The 23,563-nt window shown below is 56.1% G+C and carries 20 protein-coding genes and 1 riboswitch; of the genes, 12 read left to right on the forward strand and 8 right to left on the reverse strand.

The genetic code is table 11. From position 1 onward, the window contains the following. Positions 1-141: 141 nt before the first annotated feature. Positions 142-336: riboswitch (Lysine riboswitch) on the forward strand. Between the two features lie 113 nt (positions 337-449). The 3 genes from lysC (at position 450) to panS (ending at position 3,856) form a co-directional block, all read left to right on the forward strand. Further along, positions 450-1,805 (forward strand): lysine-sensitive aspartokinase 3, encoded by a 1,356-nt coding sequence (gene lysC, locus CTZ24_RS01285; RefSeq protein ID WP_021186263.1) that lies wholly within the window; start codon positions 450-452, stop codon positions 1,803-1,805. A 262-nt stretch (positions 1,806-2,067) separates the two neighbouring features. Beyond that, positions 2,068-2,760 (forward strand): aquaporin Z, encoded by a 693-nt coding sequence (aqpZ, locus tag CTZ24_RS01290; RefSeq protein ID WP_208724581.1) that lies wholly within the window; start codon positions 2,068-2,070, stop codon positions 2,758-2,760. 178 nt (positions 2,761-2,938) lie between these two features. Then, positions 2,939-3,856 (forward strand): ketopantoate/pantoate/pantothenate transporter PanS, encoded by a 918-nt coding sequence (gene panS, locus CTZ24_RS01295; protein ID WP_021186265.1) that lies wholly within the window; start codon positions 2,939-2,941, stop codon positions 3,854-3,856. Positions 3,857-3,941: 85 nt separating this feature from the next. Here the strand turns inward: panS and CTZ24_RS01300 are convergent, their stop codons facing one another. Further along, on the reverse strand, positions 3,942-4,535 hold the full coding sequence (locus tag CTZ24_RS01300) for a YhgN family NAAT transporter (RefSeq protein WP_021186266.1): 594 nt from the start codon (positions 4,533-4,535) through the stop codon (positions 3,942-3,944). 221 nt (positions 4,536-4,756) lie between these two features. Between CTZ24_RS01300 and asd the strand changes: the two genes are divergently transcribed. After that, positions 4,757-5,866, forward strand: coding sequence for an aspartate-semialdehyde dehydrogenase (asd, locus tag CTZ24_RS01305; RefSeq protein WP_021186267.1), 1,110 nt, complete (start codon positions 4,757-4,759; stop codon positions 5,864-5,866). Here the strand turns inward: asd and CTZ24_RS01310 are convergent. Beyond that, positions 5,810-6,109, reverse strand: coding sequence for a hypothetical protein (locus CTZ24_RS01310; RefSeq protein WP_208724582.1), 300 nt, complete (start codon positions 6,107-6,109; stop codon positions 5,810-5,812). The two genes, asd and CTZ24_RS01310, sit on opposite strands and share 57 nt — an antisense overlap. A 109-nt stretch (positions 6,110-6,218) precedes the next feature. Here CTZ24_RS01310 and glgB point away from each other — a divergent pair, with 109 nt between their 5' ends. The 5 genes from glgB (at position 6,219) to glgP (ending at position 15,651) form a co-directional block, all read left to right on the forward strand. Next, positions 6,219-8,402, forward strand: a complete 2,184-nt coding sequence (glgB, locus tag CTZ24_RS01315) for a 1,4-alpha-glucan branching enzyme (RefSeq protein WP_208724583.1) — start codon at positions 6,219-6,221, stop codon at positions 8,400-8,402. Next, positions 8,402-10,381, forward strand: coding sequence for a glycogen debranching protein GlgX (gene glgX / locus CTZ24_RS01320; protein WP_208724584.1), 1,980 nt, complete (start codon positions 8,402-8,404; stop codon positions 10,379-10,381). The genes glgB and glgX overlap by 1 nt, the downstream gene beginning before the upstream one ends. Before the next feature lie 10 nt (positions 10,382-10,391). Next, on the forward strand, positions 10,392-11,687 hold the full coding sequence (gene glgC / locus CTZ24_RS01325; RefSeq protein ID WP_021186270.1) for a glucose-1-phosphate adenylyltransferase: 1,296 nt from the start codon (positions 10,392-10,394) through the stop codon (positions 11,685-11,687). A gap of 61 nt (positions 11,688-11,748) precedes the next feature. Continuing rightward, entirely contained in the window at positions 11,749-13,182 is a 1,434-nt protein-coding gene (glgA, locus tag CTZ24_RS01330) for a glycogen synthase GlgA (RefSeq protein WP_021186271.1), read from the forward strand. 21 nt (positions 13,183-13,203) lie between these two features. Then, on the forward strand, positions 13,204-15,651 hold the full coding sequence (gene glgP, locus CTZ24_RS01335) for a glycogen phosphorylase (protein ID WP_021186272.1): 2,448 nt from the start codon (positions 13,204-13,206) through the stop codon (positions 15,649-15,651). A 70-nt stretch (positions 15,652-15,721) separates the two neighbouring features. Here the strand turns inward: glgP and CTZ24_RS01340 are convergent, their stop codons facing one another. Both CTZ24_RS01340 and CTZ24_RS01345 read right to left on the reverse strand, forming a co-directional pair. Continuing rightward, on the reverse strand, positions 15,722-16,279 hold the full coding sequence (locus tag CTZ24_RS01340; RefSeq protein WP_208724585.1) for a DcrB family lipoprotein: 558 nt from the start codon (positions 16,277-16,279) through the stop codon (positions 15,722-15,724). Positions 16,280-16,396: 117 nt separating this feature from the next. Next, on the reverse strand, positions 16,397-17,062 hold the full coding sequence (locus CTZ24_RS01345; RefSeq protein WP_021186274.1) for a 7-cyano-7-deazaguanine/7-aminomethyl-7-deazaguanine transporter: 666 nt from the start codon (positions 17,060-17,062) through the stop codon (positions 16,397-16,399). Between the two features lie 193 nt (positions 17,063-17,255). On the opposite strand from CTZ24_RS01345, the gene tusA reads away from it, so the two are divergent. Beyond that, positions 17,256-17,507 (forward strand): sulfurtransferase TusA, encoded by a 252-nt coding sequence (tusA, locus tag CTZ24_RS01350; protein WP_021186275.1) that lies wholly within the window; start codon positions 17,256-17,258, stop codon positions 17,505-17,507. Between the two features lie 17 nt (positions 17,508-17,524). Here the strand turns inward: tusA and CTZ24_RS01355 are convergent, their stop codons facing one another. Next, entirely contained in the window at positions 17,525-19,789 is a 2,265-nt protein-coding gene (locus CTZ24_RS01355; protein ID WP_208724586.1) for a zinc/cadmium/mercury/lead-transporting ATPase, read from the reverse strand. Positions 19,790-19,883: 94 nt separating this feature from the next. Next, on the reverse strand, positions 19,884-20,513 hold the full coding sequence (locus CTZ24_RS01360; RefSeq protein WP_208724587.1) for a lysoplasmalogenase: 630 nt from the start codon (positions 20,511-20,513) through the stop codon (positions 19,884-19,886). A gap of 164 nt (positions 20,514-20,677) precedes the next feature. Here CTZ24_RS01360 and CTZ24_RS01365 point away from each other — a divergent pair, with 164 nt between their 5' ends. After that, complete coding sequence (locus CTZ24_RS01365) at positions 20,678-21,031, forward strand: DUF2500 domain-containing protein (RefSeq protein WP_021186278.1); 354 nt, start codon at positions 20,678-20,680, stop codon at positions 21,029-21,031. 78 nt (positions 21,032-21,109) lie between these two features. Here the strand turns inward: CTZ24_RS01365 and CTZ24_RS01370 are convergent, their stop codons facing one another. Together CTZ24_RS01370 and rsmD are read right to left on the reverse strand one after the other, a co-directional pair. Then, complete coding sequence (locus tag CTZ24_RS01370; RefSeq protein ID WP_021184046.1) at positions 21,110-21,379, reverse strand: DUF1145 family protein; 270 nt, start codon at positions 21,377-21,379, stop codon at positions 21,110-21,112. Next, positions 21,379-21,969: a 16S rRNA (guanine(966)-N(2))-methyltransferase gene (rsmD, locus tag CTZ24_RS01375; RefSeq protein ID WP_208724588.1), complete on the reverse strand. Its 591-nt coding sequence runs from the start codon at positions 21,967-21,969 to the stop codon at positions 21,379-21,381. Before rsmD ends, CTZ24_RS01370 begins: the two co-directional genes overlap by 1 nt. A 229-nt stretch (positions 21,970-22,198) precedes the next feature. On the opposite strand from rsmD, the gene ftsY reads away from it, so the two are divergent. Further along, the gene (gene ftsY / locus CTZ24_RS01380) at positions 22,199-23,563 is read left to right on the forward strand and encodes a signal recognition particle-docking protein FtsY (protein ID WP_208724589.1); all 1,365 of its coding nucleotides are present in this window, start codon (positions 22,199-22,201) and stop codon (positions 23,561-23,563) included.

Here is a 23,563-nt window from a genome sequence, read left to right on the forward strand (position 1 = left end):
TACTTTAGGCGGGAGTTCACCTGTCCGTTTGTTCTGCGATGCGCACGTCATGCCGTGAATGTGAAAAATCCTCAAACATCAGGCGTTGACAGCGGAACAATTAACCTATATTTATGTGCGCGCTACTTACGCCTCCGGGCGTAAGCCAGAAGAGGCGCGTCGCCCAGGCAGTGTGTTGGAGGAACCGTATCCGGGGATAACACATCAGGGGGTGCGACGCCGAGGTGGGGCAACACGCGGTGTGTTGTGCTGTCGGCTGCAGGGGCTGAATCCTCTGGGTTGTCACCAGAAACGTCCACAGTCGGACGTTTCGCAAGGTGAAGCGCTTCTGGGTGACTCGTCTCATGATCTTGTCTGCCCATTTCTGCTCTTCTCTTGTGCCAAGGCTGATAGAATGTCTCCCGTCCCAACAAAGCGGGAGAAAGATAACCTGACACGAGGTTCGTTACATGTCTCAAACTCTGATCGTGGCGAAATTTGGTGGCACCAGCGTTGCCGATTTTGATGCCATGAACCGCAGCGCCAACGTGGTGCTGTCCGATGCCAATACCCGTCTGGTGGTGTTATCCGCCTCGGCTGGCGTCACCAACCTGCTGGTATCCCTCTCTGAAGGCAAAGAACAAGCGCAGCGCGCGACTCTGCTGGATGAAATCCGCCGTATTCAATACGCCATCATCGATCGTCTGCAATCACCGGAAGTGATCCGTGAAGAGATTGATCGCATGCTGGAAAACATCGGCATGCTGTCGGAAGCGGCGGCACTGGCGACGTCCAATGCACTGACCGATGAACTGGTCAGCCACGGCGAACTGATGTCGACGCTGCTGTTCGTGGAAATTCTGCGTGAGCGCCAAATCAACGCCGAGTGGTTTGATGTGCGCAAAGTGATGCGCACCAGCGACCGCTTTGGTCGTGCGGAACCGGATGTGGCGGCATTGAAAGAACAATCCGCTGTGTTGCTGGCCCCGCGCACCGCCCAGGCGCTGGTAGTGACCCAGGGCTTTATCGGTAGTGAAAGCAAAGGCCGCACCACCACGCTGGGCCGTGGCGGTAGCGACTATACTGCTGCACTGTTGGGTGAAGCGTTGCAGGCAGTACGCGTCGATATCTGGACCGATGTCCCGGGTATCTACACCACCGATCCGCGCGTGGTGCCTGCCGCCAAGCGTATCGATGAAATCACCTTCGAAGAAGCCGCTGAAATGGCGACCTTTGGTGCCAAAGTGCTGCATCCGGCGACGTTGCTGCCCGCAGTGCGCAGCGATATCCCGGTGTTCGTCGGTTCCAGTAAAGACCCGGCCGCTGGTGGTACACGCGTGTGCAACGAGACGCAAAACCCGCCGTTGTTCCGCGCACTGGCGCTGCGTCGTAAGCAAACTCTGCTGACGCTGCACAGCCTGAACATGTTGCATGCACGCGGCTTCCTGGCCGAAGTGTTCGCGATTCTGGCGCGCCACAGTATCTCGGTCGATCTGATCACCACCTCCGAAGTGAGCGTGGCGCTGACGCTGGATACCACCGGTTCCACCTCCACCGGCGACAGCCTGCTGACTCAGGCGTTGCTGACCGAACTCTCTTCTCTGTGTCGCGTCGAAGTGGAAGAGAACCTCGCGCTGGTGGCGATTATCGGTAACAACCTGTCGAAAGCCTGCGGTGTGGGCAAAGAAGTGTTTGGTGCCCTGGAACCGTTTAATCTGCGAATGATCTGTTACGGAGCCAGCAGCTACAACCTGTGCTTCCTGGTGCCGGGTGGTGACGCAGAAGAAGTGGTGCGCGCGCTGCATAAAAATCTTTTTGGCTGTTAAAAGAATTTTTAAGCATGTATCGAGCCGGACAAGGTCCGGCTTTTTTTATTTATTAATTAATCTAAACAATTAATTAAGTCGCAAAATTTATCCGTATCCGTACCACTTTTTCCTCCCGTTTCGCTTAAACCCGCACGGCAAGCGCCTGTTTTGCGCTGGAATAGTGTAAAAAGCCCACTACGCTCACTGTGAACGGTTGCACTTCAGCAACCGAGAATGACAATTCTGACGCTAAATCATCAATCTTATTGAGGGAATCGCGATGCAAAAGTTCGTTGCAGAGTTCTTCGGTACTTTTGTTCTGGTGTTAGGGGGCTGTGGCAGTGCGGTGTTGGCCGCTGCGTTTCCACAACTGGGTATTGGCTTTGCAGGCGTGGCGCTGGCATTTGGTTTGACGGTGCTGGTAATGGCGTTCGCTGTCGGGCACATCTCGGGCGGGCATTTTAATCCGGCGGTGACCGTTGGGGTGATGATTGGCGGGCGTTTTCCGGCCAGCCTGGTGGTGCCCTATATCGTCTCGCAACTGCTGGGGGCCGTTGCAGCGGCGGCGGTGTTGTATCTGATCGCCAGCGGCAAGGCCGATTTTGATGTCGCCGCCAGTGGCTTTGCCGCTAACGGCTATGGTGAGCACTCACCCGGTGGTTTTAACTTGCTGTCGGGGATGATTAGCGAAACGGTCCTCAGCGCGGTGTTTCTGATAGTGATTATGGGGGCCACTGATAAACGCGCCCCGGCGGGGTTCGCGCCGATTGCCATCGGTCTGGCATTGACGCTGATCCATCTGGTGAGTATTCCGGTGACCAATACTTCGGTGAATCCGGCGCGCAGCACCGGCGTGGCGTTGTTCCAGGGCGGTTGGGCGTTGTCTCAGTTGTGGATGTTCTGGCTAATGCCCATCATCGGCGGTGCAATTGGTGGTGCGATCTACCGCTTTTTACTGGAAAAAGCAGAGTAATTTCGGCCAATTTACCCGGATCGGCAGCAGCCGATCCGCATTTTCACTTCCAGCCTTACCTCACGATAACGAAATGTTATGATCCCGCGTCCGTCGTGGCAGCCGTTTCCTGCGCGACACTTTATCTGTGGCAATACTCCGCAATGACATAATAAAACCTGCATAAGGAAGTTCGTCCATGCTCGGCAAAATTACCCGCCTGTTCCCACTGTGGGCTGTACTGCTCTCGGTCGCTGCCTATTATTCTCCATCCACGTTCCTTGGCATTGGTCCGTGGGTGACGTATCTGCTGATGCTGATTATGTTTGGCATGGGCGTAACGCTAAATATTGATGATTTCAAACGCGTGCTGGTGCGCCCGGCTCCGGTTATCGCCGGTACGTTTCTGCACTATCTGGTGATGCCGCTGGCGGCATGGGGTCTGGCAAAACTGTTCCAGATGCCGCCGGACCTGGCCGCGGGCATGATTCTGGTGGGCAGCGTTGCCAGTGGCACCGCGTCGAACGTGATGATCTATCTGGCGAAGGGGGATGTGGCCTTGTCGGTGACCATCTCCTCCGTTTCGGCGCTGGTGGGGGTGTTTGCCACCCCGCTGCTGACGCGTTTCTATGTCGACACGCATATCCAGGTGGATGTGGTGGGGATGCTGCTCAGCATCGTAAAAATCGTGGTGATCCCGATTGGTCTGGGCCTGATTATCCACCACTCAATGAATAGCGTGGTGCGTCGCGTAGAACCTTATCTGCCGGCGTTTTCTATGGTGTGTATTCTGTTGATCATCAGCGCGGTGGTGGCGGGTAGCCAGGGCTTTATCGGTTCGGTAGGGCTGGTGGTGATTGTGGCGGTGATTCTGCACAACGCCATTGGTCTGCTCGGCGGGTACTGGGGCGGTAAGCTGTTCGGCTTTGACGAATCCACCTGTCGCACCCTGGCGCTGGAAGTGGGGATGCAAAACTCCGGTCTGGCGGCAACACTGGGCAAACTCTACTTCTCGCCGCTGGCTGCGCTGCCAGGCGCGTTGTTCTCGGTATGGCACAACCTGTCAGGTTCCCTGCTGGCGGGTTACTGGTCAGGCAAACCCATAAAGAAAAAGTAAAACATGCACCCGTAGCGGCGCGATTTATCGCGCAAGGTTTTTCCTGCATCGCGCACCGAACCGCGCGATAAATTGCGCCGCTACGTTAAATCTTCAGGTAAGCGCGAATCCCATCCAGAAACATCTGCGTAGCCAGCATAATCAAAATCAATCCCATCAGACGTTCCAGCGCGTTGACACCTTTATCGCCCAACAGGCGCAAGAACAAGCCGGACAACAACAAAATCACCACTGTCACGCCCCAGGCGATCAACAGCGCGCCGACCAGATATGTCATTTGATTTGGGTACTGATGCGACAGCAGCATCAGGGTTGCCAACAGCGACGGTCCGGCCACCAGCGGGATCGCCAGCGGCACCAGGAAGGGTTCTTCTCCGGCGGGTAAACCGGTGCTGCTGCTCTCAGTCGACGGGAAAATCATGCGGATCGCGATCAGGAACAAAATGATGCCGCCGGAAATCGACACCGTCTCGGTGCGCAGATTGAGAAACGCCAGAATGCGTTCACCAGCGAATAAAAAAAGCAGCATTAACACCAGCGCAATCAACATTTCCCGTATGAGCACCACGCGACGGCGTTTAGGTTCCAGATGCTTCAAAACCGACATAAATATCGGTAGGTTACCCAACGGGTCCATAATCAGCAGCAATAATATGGTGGCGGAAATCATTTCAGTCATTTGTGTTAAACCATCCCTTTGCGGCGTTATGCGCCGTTATTAGTTGCGCTGCTGAAAAAGTTAGCGCAATCGAATTAATTCACTTGCCAGAAGTGCAGCATTTTGTAGAGTTGAAGGTCATAGGTAAACCTGATTATTACGCAGACCAGCAGGTTAATCCGGTTGGTTTTTTCCCTCGCACCAGACAGGGCCTCTGAAGAAGCGCCCGAGACGGACAGAAAATGAAGAATGTAGGTTTTATTGGTTGGCGTGGTATGGTCGGCTCCGTGCTGATGTCCCGCATGAGCGAAGAACGTGATTTTGATGTGATCAATCCGGTCTTCTTCTCCACTTCGCAACTTGGCCAGGCTGCACCGACCTTCGGTAGTAAGTCGACCGGTGCGCTTCAGGATGCTTTTGATATTGATGCGCTGAAGGCGCTCGACATCATTATCACCTGCCAGGGCGGGGATTACACCAGTGAAGTCTATCCGAAGCTGCGCGCCAGCGGCTGGCAGGGTTACTGGATTGACGCCGCTTCCACGCTGCGCATGAAAGATGACGCCATCATTATTCTTGATCCGGTCAACCATCAGGTGATTCGTCAGGGCCTCGACAGCGGCATCAAAACCTTTGTCGGCGGTAACTGCACCGTCAGCCTGATGCTGATGTCACTCGGTGGCCTGTTTGCTAACGATCTGGTGGAGTGGACCTCCGTGGCCACTTATCAGGCGGCGTCCGGAGGCGGTGCGCGTCATATGCGCGAGCTGCTGACGCAGATGGGTATGCTGCATGATCATGTGGCGAAATCGTTGCAGGATCCGGCTTCTGCCATCCTCGACATCGAACGTAGCGTGACCGACTTCACCCGTTCAGGCACGTTGCCAACCGATAACTTCGGTGTGCCACTGGCGGGCAGCCTGATTCCGTGGATCGACAAACAACTGGAAAACGGCCAGAGCCGCGAAGAGTGGAAAGGCCAGGCAGAAACCAACAAAATCCTCGGCACGCAGAAAGTCATCCCGGTTGATGGCCTGTGCGTACGCGTCGGTGCGCTGCGCTGCCACAGCCAGGCATTTACGCTGAAACTGAAAAAAGATGTGCCGCTGGCGGAGATTGAGCAGCTGCTGGCCGCCCACAACGAGTGGGTCAAAGTGGTGCCGAACGACCGTGAAATCACCATGCGTGAACTGACACCGGCGGCGGTAACCGGCACGCTCACGACGCCGGTAGGGCGTCTGCGCAAACTGAATATGGGGCCGGAGTACCTGTCGGCCTTCACCGTCGGCGACCAGTTATTGTGGGGCGCGGCAGAACCGCTGCGTCGTATGTTGCGTCTGCTGGTGGATTAAGCGTAACGTTAAAACATGGCCGGGATTTTCCCGGCCTTTTTTGCATTTCAGGCTGCAACACTTAACCAAAATTTCGCCTGACAAGTGATCGGCTTCCCTTTTTTGCTCTCCCGAAAATAATTTTTTGCGATCCTCCCTGGCTTCTGCCAGCCCCAAGCTATGATTTAACAATGATGTGCCGGTAGTTGGTTGTTTTGCTTTCCGTACTGAATGGTTGTTGTACATAGCAAAGATTTTTTCCACGGACGGTCTCCTTCCTTGCTGTGTACTCATGGCTCAATGAAGAGCAGCGCATCTGATAAGGCTTTCACGTCTGACGCAGTTCGCCTGCCAAATGTCACAGGAAGAAATCATGTCAGAGCTTCCCGATCGCCAGGCGATCAATGCCCTGTTTGCGGGCAATTATTCCGATCCTTTTTCCCTGCTGGGAATGCACCAGACTGAGCAAGGTCTGGAAGTCCGGGCCTTGTTGCCCGACGCGTCAGAGGTGTGGGTGATAGAAACCAACACCGGGCGTAAATGCGCTCAGCTGGAGTGTTTTGACTCACGCGGCTTCTTCAGTGGCGTCATCCCGCGCCGAAAAAATCTGTTTCGTTACCAACTGGCGGTGAACTGGCACGGCCAGCAAAATCTGATTGATGATGCCTACCGTTTCGGGCCATTGCTGCAAGAGATGGATGCCTGGTTGCTGGCTGAAGGCACCCATTTACGTCCGTATGAAACCCTGGGGGCACACGGCACCACCCTTGATGGCGTCAGTGGTACGCGTTTTTCCGTTTGGGCGCCCAACGCGCGGCGCGTGTCGGTAGTGGGGGAATTTAATTACTGGGATGGACGGCGCCATCCGATGCGTTTCCGCCGTGAACTGGGGATCTGGGAGCTGTTTGTCCCCGGTGCGTTCAACGGGCAGCTCTACAAATTCGAAATCATTGATGCCTTCGGCCAACTGCGTATCAAAGCCGATCCCTTTGCCTTTGAAGCGCAGATGCGCCCGCAAACGGCGTCGATGATCTGCGGCCTGCCGCCAAAAACCGAGATGACGGCGCAGCGCAAAGCCGCGAATGCCTTCGATGCGCCGATTTCCATTTACGAAGTGCATCTGGGTTCCTGGCGGCGGCATACCGAGAACAACTTCTGGCTCAGCTACAAGGAGCTGTCGGAGCAGTTGATCCCGTATGTCAAAGAGATGGGGTTCACCCATATTGAGCTGCTGCCGATTAATGAACACCCGTTTGACGGTAGCTGGGGTTATCAGCCACTCGGCATGTATGCGCCGACTCGCCGCTTTGGCACCCGCGATGAGTTCCGCGAGTTCATCGCCAGTGCGCATGCTGCGGGCATCAACGTGCTGCTGGATTGGGTACCGGGCCATTTTCCCAGCGATGATTTTGGGCTGGCGAAGTTTGATGGCACCGAGCTGTATGAACACAGCGACCCGCGCGAAGGCTACCATCAGGACTGGAACACGCTGATCTACAACTTTGGTCGCCGCGAAGTGAGTAATTACCTCTCCGGCAATGCGCTGTACTGGCTGGAGCGCTTTGGTATCGATGGGCTGCGTGTGGATGCGGTGGCGTCGATGATTTACCGCGATTACAGCCGGGCTGAAGGTGAGTGGATACCCAACCAATATGGAGGCCGCGATAATCTGGAGGCCATCTCCTTCCTGCGTTATACCAACCGCACCCTGGGGCGAGCAGCGCCGGGCGCTGTCACGATAGCCGAAGAGTCCACTGACTATCCCGGCGTCTCACGTCCACCGGAAGCGGGTGGTCTTGGTTTCTGGTTTAAGTGGAACCTCGGTTGGATGCACGACACGCTGGATTACATGAAACACGACCCGGTGCATCGCCGCTACCATCACCAGTTGATGACCTTCGGCATGCTCTATAACTACACGGAAAACTTCGTGCTGCCGCTGTCGCATGATGAAGTGGTACACGGTAAACGTTCGATTCTCGATCGCATGCCGGGTGATCCGTGGCAGAAATTCGCTAACCTGCGCGCCTATTACGGCTGGATGTGGGCCTTCCCGGGCAAGAAGCTGCTGTTTATGGGTGGTGAATTTGCTCAGGGCAAAGAGTGGAACCACGACACCAGCCTCGACTGGCATCTGCTGGAAGGGGCGGATAACTGGCATCACGGCGTGCAGCGCCTGGTACGCGATCTTAACCATACCTATCGCCACTATTCGCCGCTGTATCAGCTGGATTTCGACCCGCAGGGGTTCGAGTGGCTGGTGGTCGACGACCATGAAAACTCGGTGTTTGCCTTCGTGCGGCGCGATCGTGACGGCAATGAGGTGATTGTGGTCAGCAATTTTACGCCGGTACCGCGTCCCCATTACCGCTTCGGCGTCAATCAGGCTGGCCGCTGGCAAGAAGTACTCAATACCGACCAGCATGACTACCACGGTAGCGATGTGCGTAATCATCAGGTACACACTGACGACATCCCGAGCCACGGTCGGGGACAATCCCTCAGTCTATCCCTGCCGCCGCTGGCGACAGTCTGGTTGGTGCGGGAGGGAGAATAATGCTGGAGAGCGGGCAGCCCGCACCGCTGGGCGCGAATTACGATGGTCATGGTGTCAACTTCACGCTGTTTTCCCGCCATGCGGAAAAAGTGGAGCTGTGCCTGTTTGATCAGCACGGCGTTGAGCGTCGCTTCCCGCTGCCACAACGCAGTGGCGATATCTGGCACGGCTACTTTCCTGGGCTGAAACCGGGTCAACGCTATGGCTACCGCGTGCATGGCCCGTGGTCGCCTGCTGAGGGGCATCGTTTTAATCCGAAGAAATTGCTGGTTGATCCTTGCGCCAGAGCGGTGGTTGGCGATGTGCCGGACGATCCGCGCTTTTTTAACGGCACAACCCTGCCGGACAAGCAGGATAATGCTGGCATTGCGCCCAAATCACTGGTCATCGCCGAAGATTTTGACTGGGATGAAGACACGCCGTTGCGCACCCCCTGGGGGAAAACGGTGATTTATGAAGCGCATGTCCGTGGGCTGACTCAGTTACATCCGGAAATTCCGGAAAGACTGCGCGGGACTTATGCGGCACTGGGTCATCCTGTTATGGTGAAGTATCTGCGCCACCTTGGTATCACGGCGCTGGAGCTGCTGCCGATTGCCCATTTTGCCAGCGAGCCGCGTTTACTGCGGTTGGGACTCAGCAATTACTGGGGCTACAACCCGGTGGCACTCTGGGCGGTCGATCCCCGTTACGCCTCCGGCGAAGACGGTTTGACGCCGTTGCAGGAGTTTCAGCAGGCGGTAAAAAGGCTGCATGCGGCGGGTATTGAGGTGATTCTTGATGTGGTGTTCAACCACACCGCCGAACTGGATGAGCTTGGCCCGGTGATCGCGATGCGCGGAATTGATAACGCCAGTTATTACTGGCTCAACGCGCAGGGCGAATACCATAACTGGACCGGCTGCGGCAATACGCTGAATCTCAGCGATGCTCAGGTGATGGAATGGGTGTTGGAAGGGCTGCGCCACTGGGTGCGCGATTGCCATATTGATGGCTTTCGTTTCGACCTTGCCTCGGTGTTGGGGCGTACGCCGGATTTCCGCCAGGATGCGCCGCTATTCGCGGCCATCAAAGCCTGTCCGATTTTGTCAAAAGTGAAACTGATCGCCGAACCCTGGGATGTCGGTCCCGGCGGCTATCAGGTCGGTAACTATCCGCCAACCTTTGCCGAGTGGAACGACCACTTTCGCGATGCAACGCGGTGCTTCTGGTTACACGGCGGGCTGAGCAACGGTGATTTTGCCCGACGCTTTGCCGCCTCCAGCGATGTTTTTCAGCGTGCGCCACGTCTGCCGCACGCCAGTATCAATCTGATCACCGCACACGACGGTTTTACGCTGCGCGATGTGGTGAGCTTCAACCATAAACACAATCAGGCTAACGGCGAAGACAATCGCGACGGCAGCAACAACAACTTCAGCGATAACCACGGTCATGAAGGGCTGCATGTCAGTTTCGATGTTGTCGAGCGACGGCGGCTCAGTGTGCATGCGCTGCTCACGACGTTGCTGCTGGCGCAGGGTACGCCGATGCTGCTGGCGGGTGATGAACGTGGTCACAGCCAGCATGGCAACAACAATGCGTATTGTCAGGACAACCCGCTGACCTGGCTGGACTGGCAACAGGATGATTCTGGACTGGTCGACTTCACTGCCGCGTTAATCCATCTGCGTAAGCGCATTCCCGCGCTCACGGCAGATCGCTGGTGGCAGGAGGGCGATGGCAACGTACGGTGGTTCAATGCCAGCGGCAAACCACTGGGGAATGAGGAGTGGGAACAGGGGACGCACAGAATGCAGATCCTGCTCTCCGGCCGCTGGTTAATAACAATTAACGCCACGGATGCGGTGAGTGACCTCGCCTTACCAGACGGAGAGTGGCGTGCCATTCCTCCTTTCGCCGGGGAAGATAACCCCATTTTGACAACTGTCTGGCACGGGCCCGCACACGGTGTGTGTGTGTTCCTGAAACAATCATAAGGAGTCAGACATGGTGAATTTAGATAGAACAGATCATCTGATGCTGGCACGCCAGCTTCCTACGCAGACGGTGGCGCTGATCCTCGCCGGAGGACGCGGCACACGCCTGAAAGACCTGACCGCCAAACGCGCCAAACCGGCGGTGCACTTTGGCGGGAAGTTCCGCATCATCGACTTTGCACTCTCCAATTGCCTCAACTCGGGCATCCGGCGCATTGGCGTGATCACGCAATATCAGTCACACACACTGGTGCAGCATATCCAGCGCGGCTGGTCGATTTTCAACGAAGAGATGAACGAATTTGTTGATCTGTTGCCCGCACAACAGCGCTTCTCCACTGAGCACTGGTACCGTGGGACGGCGGATGCGGTAACGCAAAACCTCGACATCATTCGTCGGTATAACGCCCAGTACATCGTGATCCTCGCCGGGGATCATATCTACAAAATGGATTATTCGCGCATGCTGCTGGATCACGTCGATCGTGGTGCCAAATGCACCATCGCCTGCTTGCCGGTGCCGTTGGAGGAAGCTACTGCCTTTGGCGTGATGGCGGTGGATACCGAGAACAACGTGGTCGATTTTGTAGAAAAACCGCCTGTTCCCCCCTCAATGCCCGGCGATGACAGCAAGGCGCTGGCCAGCATGGGGATTTATGTCTTTAACGCCGATTATCTCTACCAGCTGCTGGAAGAAGACGCCCAGATACCTGAGTCCAATCACGATTTCGGTAAAGATTTGCTGCCGAAAATTGTGGCCAGTGGCGACGCCTACGCGCACTCCTTCACCCTGTCCTGCGTGCAAAGCGACGAAGCTGCCGAACCCTACTGGCGCGATGTCGGAACGCTCGAAGCCTACTGGCGCGCCAATCTGGATTTGGCCTCCGTCACACCGGAACTGGACATGTATGACCACGGCTGGCCGATCCGTACCCATATGGAGCCGCTACCACCGGCGAAGTTTGTGCAGGATCGTTCCGGTAGCCATGGTATGACGATGAACTCGCTGGTTTCTGGCGGGTGCATTATCTCCGGCTCCGTGGTGGTGAACTCGGTACTGTTCCCGCGCGTACGTGTGAACTCTTTTTGCAACATCGATTCTTCGGTACTGCTGCCGGATGTGGTGATTGGCCGATCCTGCCGTCTGCGCCGCTGCGTGATTGACCGCGCCTGCGTGCTGCCGGAAGGCATTGTGATTGGCGAAAATCCCGATGAAGACAGCCGCCGTTTTTACCGTTCAGAAGAGGGCATCGTGCTGGTGACGCGCGCCATGTTAGCCAAACTGGCGGGTGCCGTCGGCCGGTGACGAAAAAGCACACAGACAATCGACGCGTGGAACGCGAGCGATATCACAAAAGGGGTCCAGGATGCAGGTTTTACATGTCTGTTCAGAACTTTTCCCGTTGTTGAAAACCGGCGGGTTGGCTGATGTTGTCGGCGCTTTACCGCAGGCACAAATTGCCGGTGGTACGGATACGCGGGTCTTACTTCCCGCGTATCCCGACCTGCGTAGAGGGATTCCGGATACGGAAGTGGTGGCGGAGCTGCCAACCTTTGCTGGGTTTGTTCGCTTACTTTTTGGACATTTCAACGGTGTTGGCATTTATTTAATTGATGCACCGGGATTGTATGAACGTCCGGGAAGCCCGTACCACGATGAATCACAGTTTGCCTACGTCGATAACTATCTGCGCTTTGCGCTGCTCGGCTGGATGGGCTGTGAAATCGCCTGTGGACTGGACACCTTCTGGCGGCCAGATATCGTGCATGCACATGACTGGCATGCCGGGTTAACCTGCGCCTATCTGGAGGCGCGAGGCCGCCCGGCGAAATCGGTGTTTACCGTGCATAACCTGGCGTATCAGGGGCTGTTTTCGGCGCGCCATATGGAGGAGATCCAGTTACCGCGATCATTCTTCAACATGCATGGCCTGGAGTTTTATGGGCAAATTTCTTATCTCAAAGCTGGCCTGTTTTATGCAGATCATATTACGGCGGTCAGCCCGACTTACGCGCTGGAGATCACCCGCCCGGAGTTTGGCTATGGTATGGAAGCGCTGCTGGCGCAGCGTCTGCGTGAAGGACGGTTAAGTGGCGTGTTGAATGGTGTTGATCCGGCGATCTGGGACCCGACGCATGACCTGCTGCTGACCGCGCGTTACGACCGGGACACGCTGGAGAGCAAGGCGGAGAACAAACGTCAGCTGCAAATTGCTATGGGCTTGAAGGTCGATGACAAAGTACCGGTGTTTTGCGTAATCAGCCGCTTAACCCGGCAGAAAGGTCTGGATTTGGTGCTGGAAGCGCTGCCCGGTTTACTGGCGCAGGGCGGCCAGTTGGTATTGTTGGGGCAGGGAGATGCCGAATTACAGCAGGGATTTCTGGCGGCGGCGGCCGAGCACCCCGGCAGCGTTGGCGTGCAGATTGGCTATCACGAGGCTTTCTCGCACCGCATTGTCGGCGGCGCGGATGTGATTCTGGTGCCCAGCCGCTTTGAACCGTGTGGCCTGACACAACTTTATGGTCTGAAATACGGCACGCTGCCACTGGTACGTCGTACCGGTGGTCTGGCGGATACGGTGAATGACAGTTCGCTGGAAAACCTGGCAGATGGGATCGCCAGTGGTTTCAGCTTTGAAGACAGTAATGCCTGGTCGCTGCTCAGAGCGATTCGGCGCGCTTTTGTACTGTGGTCCCGTCCTTCCCTCTGGCGTTATGTTCAGCGTCAGGCGATGGGGATGGATTTTAGTTGGCAGGTGGCAGCACAAGCCTACCGCGATCTTTATCAACGTTTGCTGTAATGAGAGATTGGGATACTTGATATGAACGCACCTTTCACCTATGCCTCACCCACCCTGACGGTTGATGCGCTGAAGCACTCGATAGCCTATAAACTGATGTTTACCATCGGTAAAGACCCTTCCATCGCCAATAAGCACGAGTGGCTCAACGCCGCGCTGCTGGCAGTGCGCGACCGCATGGTGGAACGTTGGCTACGTTCCAGCCGGGCGCAATTGTCGCAGGATGTACGTCAGGTGTATTACCTGTCGATGGAATTCCTGATGGGCCGCACCCTGGGCAACGCGCTGCTGGCGATGGGTATTTACGACGATCTCAATCAGGCGCTGGATGAGATGGGGCTGGATCTCAGCGAACTGATGGAAGAAGAGAACGATCCCGGCCTTGGCAACGGTGGTCTGGGACGTCTCGCCGCCTGTTTCCTCGATTCACTGGCGACCCTCGGCCTGCCGGGGCGTGGCTACGGCATCCGTTACGATTACGGTATGTTCAAGCAGAATATTGTCGATGGCCAGCAGCGCGAATCGCCGGATTACTGGCTGGAATATGGTAACCCGTGGGAATTCCAGCGTTTTAACACCCGCTACAAAGTGCGTTTTGGTGGCCGTTTGCAACACGAAGGCAGCCGGGTGCGCTGGATCGAAACCGAAGAGATCCTGGCCATTGCGTATGATCAGATCGTGCCCGGTTTTGATACCGATGCCACCAACACGCTGCGGTTGTGGGGCGCGCAGGCCAGTAACGAAATCAACCTTGGTAAGTTCAATCAGGGCGATTACTTTGCCGCCGTGGAAGATAAAAACCACTCGGAAAACGTGTCGCGTGTGCTTTATCCCGACGACTCCACCTATTCCGGTCGCGAGCTGCGTCTGCGCCAGGAATATTTTCTCGTCTCCTCAACGGTGCAGGACATCCTGAACCGTCACTGGCAGATGCACCAAACCTGGGACAACCTGGCGGATAAAATCGCCATCCATCTCAACGATACCCACCCGGTGCTGGCGATCCCCGAACTGATGCGGTTGTTGATTGATGAGCAGAAATTTTCCTGGGACGATGCGTTTGAAGTCACCTGCCAGGTGTTCTCCTACACCAACCACACGCTGATGACCGAGGCGCTGGAAACCTGGCCGGTGGATATGATCGGCAAGATCCTGCCGCGCCATCTCAGCATCATCTTTGAAATTAATGATTATTTCCTGAAAACCATTCAGGAATACTATCCGGATGACTGGGATCTGATGTCACGTATCTCAATCATTGATGAGAACAATGGCCGCAAGGTCCGTATGGCATGGCTGGCGGTGGTGGTCAGTCATAAGGTTAACGGTGTTTCCGAACTCCACTCCAACCTGATGGTGCAGTCGCTGTTTGCCGATTTTTCTCGTCTGTTCCCGGGACGTTTCTGCAATAAAACCAATGGCGTCACACCACGCCGCTGGCTGGCTCTGGCTAACCCGGCACTTTCAGAAGTCCTGGATGAGGCGATTGGTCGCAACTGGCGCACCGACCTTAGCCAACTCAGCGACCTGACGCCGCAAATCGATTTCCCGGCGTTTATTGAGCAGATCGCCGATGCCAAATTTGCCAACAAAAAACGCCTGGCGGATTGGGTAGCAAAAAACCTCGATATTGTGCTGGACCCTCATGCGCTGTTTGATGTGCAAATCAAACGCATTCATGAGTACAAACGCCAGCTGCTGAACGTGTTGCACGTTATCACCCGCTACAACCGCATCAAGGCCGATCCCGATGCAGATTGGGTACCTCGGGTGAATATTTTTGCCGGTAAAGCGGCCTCCGCCTATTACATGGCGAAGCACATCATTCATCTGATCAACGATGTAGCGAAGGTGATCAACAACGATCCGCAGGTGAAAAACAAGCTGAAGGTGGTGTTTATCCCTAACTACGGGGTTAGCCTGGCGCAGATCATTATTCCGGCGGCGGATCTCTCCGAGCAGATCTCCACGGCGGGTACGGAGGCTTCCGGCACCAGTAATATGAAGTTTGCGCTCAACGGCGCGTTAACGATTGGTACGCTGGATGGGGCCAACGTCGAGATGCGCGAACATGTCGGTGCGGAGAATATCTTTATCTTCGGTAACACTACGCCGCAGGTCGAGCAGTTGCGCAAAGATGGCTACAACCCACGTAAATACTACGAAGAGGATGAGGAGCTGCATCAGGCGCTGACGCAGATTGCCAGTGGTCTGTTTAGCCCGCAGGATCCAGGTCGCTATCGTAACCTGTTCGATGCGCTGGTGAACTTTGGTGACCACTATCAATTGCTGGCAGATTATCGCAGCTACGTGGATACCCAGGATAAGGTGGACAAACTCTATCGTCAGCCAGATGAGTGGCAACGACGTGCGGCGCTGAATATCGCTAATATGGGTTATTTTTCGGCGGATCGTACCATTCAGGAGTATGCCGATGAGATCTGGCATATTTCGCCAGTGAGATTGTAACGGAACGCTGGACGCCACCCTCTCCCGTCTTGCGGGAGAGGGCCGGGGTGAGGGCCACAGGCCGCAAAAACTATTTCAGCGTGATGCTTTTCACGATGCTGTCGGCATCGCTCTGCGCCTGCTGCTGATTATCCGCTGGCAGGGTAATTTGCAGGGTCAGCAGTTTGCCATCGATCTTCGCCAGAATCACCGAAGACCAGGAGGTCTGGTGGTTGGCAGAAATCACCGTATCCAGCTGCTGGGCCGGTTGATCGCTCAGCATTACCGCTTTGTTCGATACCACCTGCAACTGCGGATCGCGGTTGCGTTGCTGCTGTTCCAGACGCTGGGAGAGAGAATCCAGCGCTTCATTGGTTGGGTCACCGGCTATCACGATAATCGCGCGCGCGCCGGTTTGATCGGCGTAGACATGCATGTTGGCGGATTCTGTACCCAATTTGCCGCTCTTATCCGACATCCCCGCAGGCAGGGTAAAGCTCAGTTTGCCATCCAGCAGACTCACCGTCTGGGTTGACTGGCTGGCAGTGGCGCCGTTGTCCGCCGCTGCCGCGTCATCTTTTTTCTGGTCACAGGCCGCGAGGCCAAGCACCAGCAGGCCAATGCCCGCATATTTCACTAAGTTACGCATTCTTTTCCCTATAACAAGATTCCAGTCCGCGATTATCAAATCGGAATCGGCAGTCAAAAGCAACCGCCGGTTTGTCAGGAAATCTTAGCGTGGGTGCGGCGAGGGTACTACGTAGAATTAACCGAAATTGAGCTGACGCTGGGCCGAACGCTCAGCCAGACGCTTCAGGGTTGCGTTCAGCAGTACGCCATAGGCTGGCAGGAAGAAAAGCATGCAGATCATTACTTTGAAGCTGTAATCCACCAGCGCGATTTCCACCCAGTGCTGAGCCATAAACGGGTCCGGACTTTTGTAGAAGGCGATAAAGAAGAACGCCAGCGTATCGCTGATATTACCGAGGAACATGGCTGCGCCGGGTGCAATCCACCACTGCGGCAGACGACGCAGACGGTTAAATACATGCACATCCAGAATCTGTCCCAATGCATAGGCCATAAAGCTGGCACTGGCGATACGGGCCACGAACAGATTCACTTGCTCCAGTGACGCCCAACCCTGCCATTCGCCCTGATAAAACACGCAGGAGACGATGTAAGAGATAAACAACGCCGGCACCATCACCGCCAGAATAATGCGTCGCGCCAGTGGCGCGCCAAAAATACGCACGGTGAGATCGGTCGCGAGGAAAATAAACGGAAAGCTGAACGCACCCCAGGTGGTGTGGAAGCCAAAAATGGCCACCGGTAACTGCACCAGATAGTTACTGGAAGTGATCACCAGCAGATGAAACAGCGACAGCCAGAACAGCGCATGCATGCGCTGACGCGGAGAAAAAGCGATCATGTTGAGCCTTTTTAGTGTTGGGGTGAGGGAACCCAGTACCGCAGTTTGCTGCGGTGGTTAATAAAAAATCGGCGGCATCTTATCGCGTTGTGCGATTTATGCAATGGTTAATATTAACGCAATCGTTATCGCCTTGCGCTGATGATTTAGCGCGTTAGAATGAGCGCCCTCCCTTGAAAACAGACAGAGAATCATGAGCGATCCCTTTTCCGCGCCGGACCACACCCTGGATGCCCTTGGCCTGCGCTGCCCGGAGCCGGTGATGATGGTGCGTAAAACCGTGCGCCAGATGCAGGCGGGTGAAACCCTGCTGATTATCGCCGACGATCCGGCAACCACGCGTGATATTCCCGGCTTTTGCCGTTTTATGGAGCATACGTTGCTGGCACAGCAGACGGAAAGCCTGCCGTACCAGTACCTGATCCAGAAAGGCGCGGACGCCTGAGGGCATCCGCGCGCAGCTTAACGTGAGCGCAGCAACCGCAGCGCATTGGCAGTCACCAGCGCGGTGGCACCGGAATCCGCCAGCACTGCCAGCCACAAGCCGGTAAAGCCGAGTAGCGTGGTGACGAGGAACAAGGCCTTCAGCCCCAGCGCCAGCGCGATATTCTGACGGATAATGCGGCGGGTACGGCGTGCCAGCGCCACGGTGCGCGGCAGAATCGCCAGCCGGTTTTGCGTCAGGGCCGCATCGGCTGCTTCCAGTGCAACATCGGTGCCGCTGCCCATCGCAATCCCTATGGTAGCGGCTTTCATCGCCGGGGCATCATTGATGCCATCGCCAATCATTGCCAGCGATTGTTGTGCATCCAGATCGCGTACCGCGGCAACCTTATCAGCAGGCAACAGACCCGCGCGATAATCAATCTCCAGGTCTGCGGCGATGGCGGCGGCAGCACGCGGATTATCACCGGTCAGCATCAGGCTGCTGACACCGAGTTGTTGTAGCGCCGCTACGGCGCTCGCGGCCTCGCTTCGTAACTTATCCTGCAACGCCAGCACACCCAGCGGGCGGGCATCCTGCAACAGCACCACCACGGTTTTGCCTTCGGCTTCAAGCTGCGCGATGGTTTGCTGCTGATCCTCAAGCAGGTTTTTCACTTCGCGCGGGGCCAGCAATTGATAGCTGATGCCCGCAATCTGCGCTGCAATGCCGCTACCGGGCAACGTACGCTGATCGCGGGCCTCAGGCAGGGAAAGCTGGCGACGGCTGGCTTCCGCGACGATCGCCATTGCCAATGGGTGACTGGAGCCAAGTTCCACCGCTGCGCCTGACGTCAGCAAGGTTTCAGGTTGGGCGTCACCAAAGGGGACCACGTCGGTCACCTGCGGCTTACCCTCGGTCAGGGTGCCGGTTTTATCAAACGCCATGATGGTGACGCGGCTGAGTCTTTCCAGCGCGGCTCCCCCTTTAATCAGCGCTCCCTGACGTGCCGCAGCAGCCAGCCCAGAGGTAATGGCTGCCGGGGTAGAGATCACCAGTGCACAGGGGCACCCAATCAGCAGCAGCGTCAAACCTTTGTAAATCCATGGCAGCCAGTCAGCGCCACCCAACAGCGGCGGCAACGTCATCACCAGCACCGCCAGCAACATAATCGTCGGGGTGTAAAGGCGGCTAAAGCGATCGATAAAACGTTCGATCGGTGCGCGGTGGCTTTCTGCTTCCTCAATCAGTTGCAGGATACGATCAATAGCGCTGTGGCCGGGTTCCGAGATCACTTGTAGCGTTACCAGACGGTCGACGCTGGTGGCTCCGGCCATCACTGTCTCACCGGGTTGGCGTGCTACCGGCAACGATTCGCCGGTCAATGCGCTTTCGTCAAAGCTGGCAGCGCTGGCAAGTAACTCGCCATCGGCAGGCAAACGGCCACCCGCAGCCACTTCAATGACATCGCCGGGGCGTAAATCCGCCAGCGCGACTTGTTCACGCTGTGCACCACGCACGCGAGTAGCGGTATCCGGGCGCAGCGCCATCAGCGCGGTCACACCACGACGGGCGCGAGTGGCGGCATAGGCTTCCAGCCGTTCACCCAGCAGGAACAGCAGCAAGACCATCGCGGCTTCGGCATGGGCGCCAATCGCCAGCGCACCGCCAGCGGCGAGGGTCATCAGGGTTTCGATACTGAAAGGGGAACCGCTACGTAGCAGACGCCATGCGCTGCGGGCCACCGGCAGCAGGCCGACTAAGGTGGTCACAATAAACAGGCGATCGCCCCAGACCGGAGCAACCAAGCTGAGGAGCCAACTGGCGAGCATCAATAGCGCCAGCAGCAGCAATCCGGCATTTTCCCGTAAACGGCCTGGTTGGGGTTGTGGCTCGGTGGAGGTCAGGCGGAAACCGGCGTTTTTTACCGCCTGTTCGATCGCCGGACGGATATCATTTTCAGCGTCAACCACCAGTTTCTCGCTGGCGAAGATGACACGGGCGTTGCGTACCTGCGGCAGTTTTTGTACGGCAGTTTCGATTTTGCGGGCGCAGCTCGGGCAATCCATCCCGGCAATTTGCCAGCGGAATTGTTGGGTGTCAGGGCCGGACCTGTCGCTCTCTTCGTCGGCGTCGCCACCGCCGGGACTGCCGTTATCGCAGCAGCTACAGTTGCTGTCCGGCGTGACCGGCTGTGCGGCGGAAATCTGTAACGTCACCGGGCGCGCGCGGCTAATGCCACAAAGTGGCTGCGGTTTGCTATGGCTTTTACCACAACGACAGGCGTGGGAATGTTGATGCATGTAACCTCCGGATTCAGGGACGGACAAAGGTCCGTACCCTGATGCTACACTCTGGAGTGCACTCCAGAGTCAAGCGTTGGAGCTTACTTTTTCTTCAATTGAGCCACAAAGAACGCACGATCATAAAATGACCGGCAAAGTAGCAGGCGGCAACGATGGCGCTATCCGGGCTGTAACGACGACGATAGTGGGTGATAAACCAGACGATATTCGCCAGCAGCAGCAATGCGGCACCGACCATCAGTGAGAAGCTGTAATCCGTCGGGCGGAAGAAGTAATTTTCAGCGGCCATCCAGGTCATGACCAACGTCATGCCAATAAAGGTGCACACCGGCCAGCGCAACTCTTCCAGCTTGCTCCAGATGATGGCAATCAAGAGCACGCCGATAATCAGCAGCGTTAGTGGTACCGGCCAGAAGAAGCTGATCGTCATATGCGCGGCAAAGCTGATGGTGTAGAGCAGATGCGAGAGGAAGAAAGCCCCCAGCGCATACAGCATCTGCTGGCGAGGCAACAGCGTCAGCGCATCGCCAACCAGCGTGGCGACCAGGCCGGCAAGAATCAGGTAATCGGTGGGGTTAAAGGTTGGCGCTTGCCAGGCCCAGGCCACCAGCAGCAACAGGGTGACGGGTTTAAATAACCAACGTTGCCACTGCGGGCCGCGGTAAGTTGCATCGACATAGAGCCAACCGGAAAAAAGTACGGCAAGGAAAGACCAAAGCATGTTTTCTCCCTTTTCTGGACGTGATGTCCGCCAGTCTGATGAATTTTCCCAAAAACGCGATCCCAGTGTAAGTTACCGGCGGTGAATGTGACAATCGGGCAACTCTGGTTGTATGCTTGGGCCTCTTTACCTTTCCGACATTAACGCAAAGCACGAGAGAAAACATGAGCAAACCACCGCTACTCTTTTTTATCGTTCTGGCGATTATTGCTGTTTTGGCGACCCGTCAGTTTATCAAGCAACGCCGCGAAACGGCGGTGAACGATGCTTCCCCGATCCAAACCCTGAGTGTAGAAATCAAAACCAAACGTGAGTATCCGTCACCCAATCGCCGTTCGCGCCAGCGTGAAGTGATTGCCGGGGAAGATATGCGTTATGAAGCCTGGTTTCACCCGCTGAATGGCGCGGGCGATTTCAAGCTGGTCGTCAATGCCGGGGATTATCATCAGATGGATAAAGGGGTGAAGGGCGAGCTGAAAATGCAGGGCACCCGCTTTGTGAGTTTCACTCCCCTGTAACGGCGCGATTTATCGCGCAATTGCGTGTGCGCGGCAGGAAAAATCTGCGCGATAAATCGCGCTGCTACGTAAGAAACATTATCCTTTCGGATAATGTTTTTTCTGCCACGCCAGCAGTTCAAACACGCCAAAGAAGAAAATCTTTAATTGTGTGGCGCGTCCCAGTTTGGGCGCTTCCTTCGGCTGCGTGGCGCGCAGCAAGACCAGCTGTAAACCGTGCATGATGATCATAAAGAACAGCGCCACATGCACGAAATAGCGCAGCGGCGTTGGAAATGGCTGGACCAGATTTAACAGCAAAAAGGCCCAGACGCAGATCATTAATAAACGTCCCAGATTAAGCCACATCACACATCTCCTTGTTGACGTTGATATAAACGATAAGCGACCTGGCCGGCAATTTTCTCACGATACAGATCCCAGCAGGCGGGAACCGGAGGGGCGCCATGCTCCACCTCACTTTCGACATAAATCAGCGCTTCGGCTGCCAGCCAGCCGTTTTGCTCCAGCAGCGTCAGCGTCTCCTGTAACAATCCCTTACGGAATGGCGGATCAACAAACACCACATCAAAGGGCTCACCCGGCTGACTCAGCCATTGTAGCGTATTGGTCTGTACCACTTTGCCATTGCTGGCGCGCAGCGTTTGCAGATTTTGCGTCAATTGTTGTGCCACCGGGCGCTCCAGCTCCAACAGGGTGGCAGAGCCGGCAAAGCGCGACAGCGCCTCCAAACCGAGCGCACCGCTGCCAGCAAAGCAATCCAGGCAGCGTGCCTGCTGAATGTCCGGGGCTAGCCAGTTAAACAAGGTTTCGCGTACCCGGTCGGTGGTCGGGCGCAGGCCCGCGCTGTCGGGCACCGGCAATTTACGGCCGCGCCATTGACCGCCAATAATGCGGATCTGACCAGCAGCGCCGCTGCTGCGGGGGGATTTACTCATTTTGCTCACAACTCGTCATAATTTGTTGCGTAGTTTAACGGGCGTGGAAGGCAGAAGAAACGTAAAAAAGGGTGCTGTGGTGCGCTGGCTGGAAAGTGTTAGACTAGTGAGTTGGTATGGCGCGTGTAATTCACTGATTTTTACGCGGCTAAAGCCTTCAAATTGAATTTTTTATCCCCTGGGAACAGCGTGCTACCGGGAATAAGCCATCGAGGAGTGTGGTTACACAATGGCAAAAGAGAAAAAACGCGGCTTTTTTTCCTGGCTGGGCTTTGGCAAAGAAGAAGAGACGCAACAGCCTGCCGAAGAGCAGCAACAACCCGCTGAGGTGGCGCAGGAGCCAGCCGTTGAAGAGAGCGCGTTAGATCGCGCCGAAGCGCAGGCGGAAGAAACCGTTGCCGTCACCGAGCAGGTGGCAGAGCAGCAGGCTGAAGCGCCGGACGTTGTCGTCGCCGAAGAAGTCCTGCCAGAAACCCAGCAGCCACCTGTAGTTGAGCCGGTTGCCGAGGTCGAGCAGGACGAAGAAGACACCGCGCTGAGCGATGAAGAACTCGAAGCGCTGGCGCTGGCGGAAGAAGCGCCAGAAGCGGAACCCGAAGTCGCGCAGGATACTGTCAGCGATCTGCCGCTGGCCGCTGCGCCGTTGGTGGCGCAGGAGCAGGAACGTCCAACCAAAGAGGGCTTCTTTGCCCGTCTGAAACGTAGCCTGGTAAAAACGCGCGCGAATCTTGGTTCCGGGTTCATCAGCCTCTTCCGTGGCAAGAAAATCGATGACGATTTGTTTGAGGAACTGGAAGAGCAGCTGTTGATTGCTGACGTTGGTGTTGAAACCACGCGCCGCATCATCACCAATCTGACGCAGCAGGCAGACCGTAAACAACTACGGGATGCCGAAGCGTTGTATGGTTTGCTGAAAGCGGAAATGGCCGGAATTCTCGATAAAGTCGATGCTCCGCTGGATGTATCAGGCAAAACGCCGTTTGTCATCCTGATGGTTGGGGTCAACGGCGTTGGTAAAACCACCACTATCGGCAAGCTGGCGCGCCAGTATCAGGCCGAAGGCAAATCCGTGATGCTGGCGGCGGGTGATACCTTCCGTGCGGCTGCGGTTGAGCAGTTGCAGGTCTGGGGTCAGCGCAACAACATCCCGGTTATTGCCCAGCACACCGGTGCGGATTCCGCATCCGTGATCTTTGACGCCATTCAGGCGGCGAAAGCGCGTAATGTCGATGTGTTGATCGCCGATACCGCCGGACGTCTGCAAAACAAATCGCACCTGATGGAAGAGTTAAAGAAAATCACCCGCGTGATGAAGAAACTGGATGAAGATGCGCCGCATGAAGTGATGCTGACCATTGACGCCAGCACCGGGCAGAACGCCATCAGCCAGGCGAAACTGTTCCATGAAGCGGTGGGCCTGACTGGCATCACCCTGACAAAACTGGATGGCACTGCGAAAGGTGGTGTGATCTTCTCGGTTGCCGATCAGTTTGGCATTCCGATTCGTTATATCGGTGTCGGGGAAGGCATCGAGGATTTACGGCCGTTTAAGGCCGCAGACTTTATTGAGGCACTGTTTGCCCGAGAGGACTAA

The organism is Pantoea phytobeneficialis, assembly GCF_009728735.1.
Taxonomy (GTDB): domain Bacteria; phylum Pseudomonadota; class Gammaproteobacteria; order Enterobacterales; family Enterobacteriaceae; genus Pantoea; species Pantoea phytobeneficialis.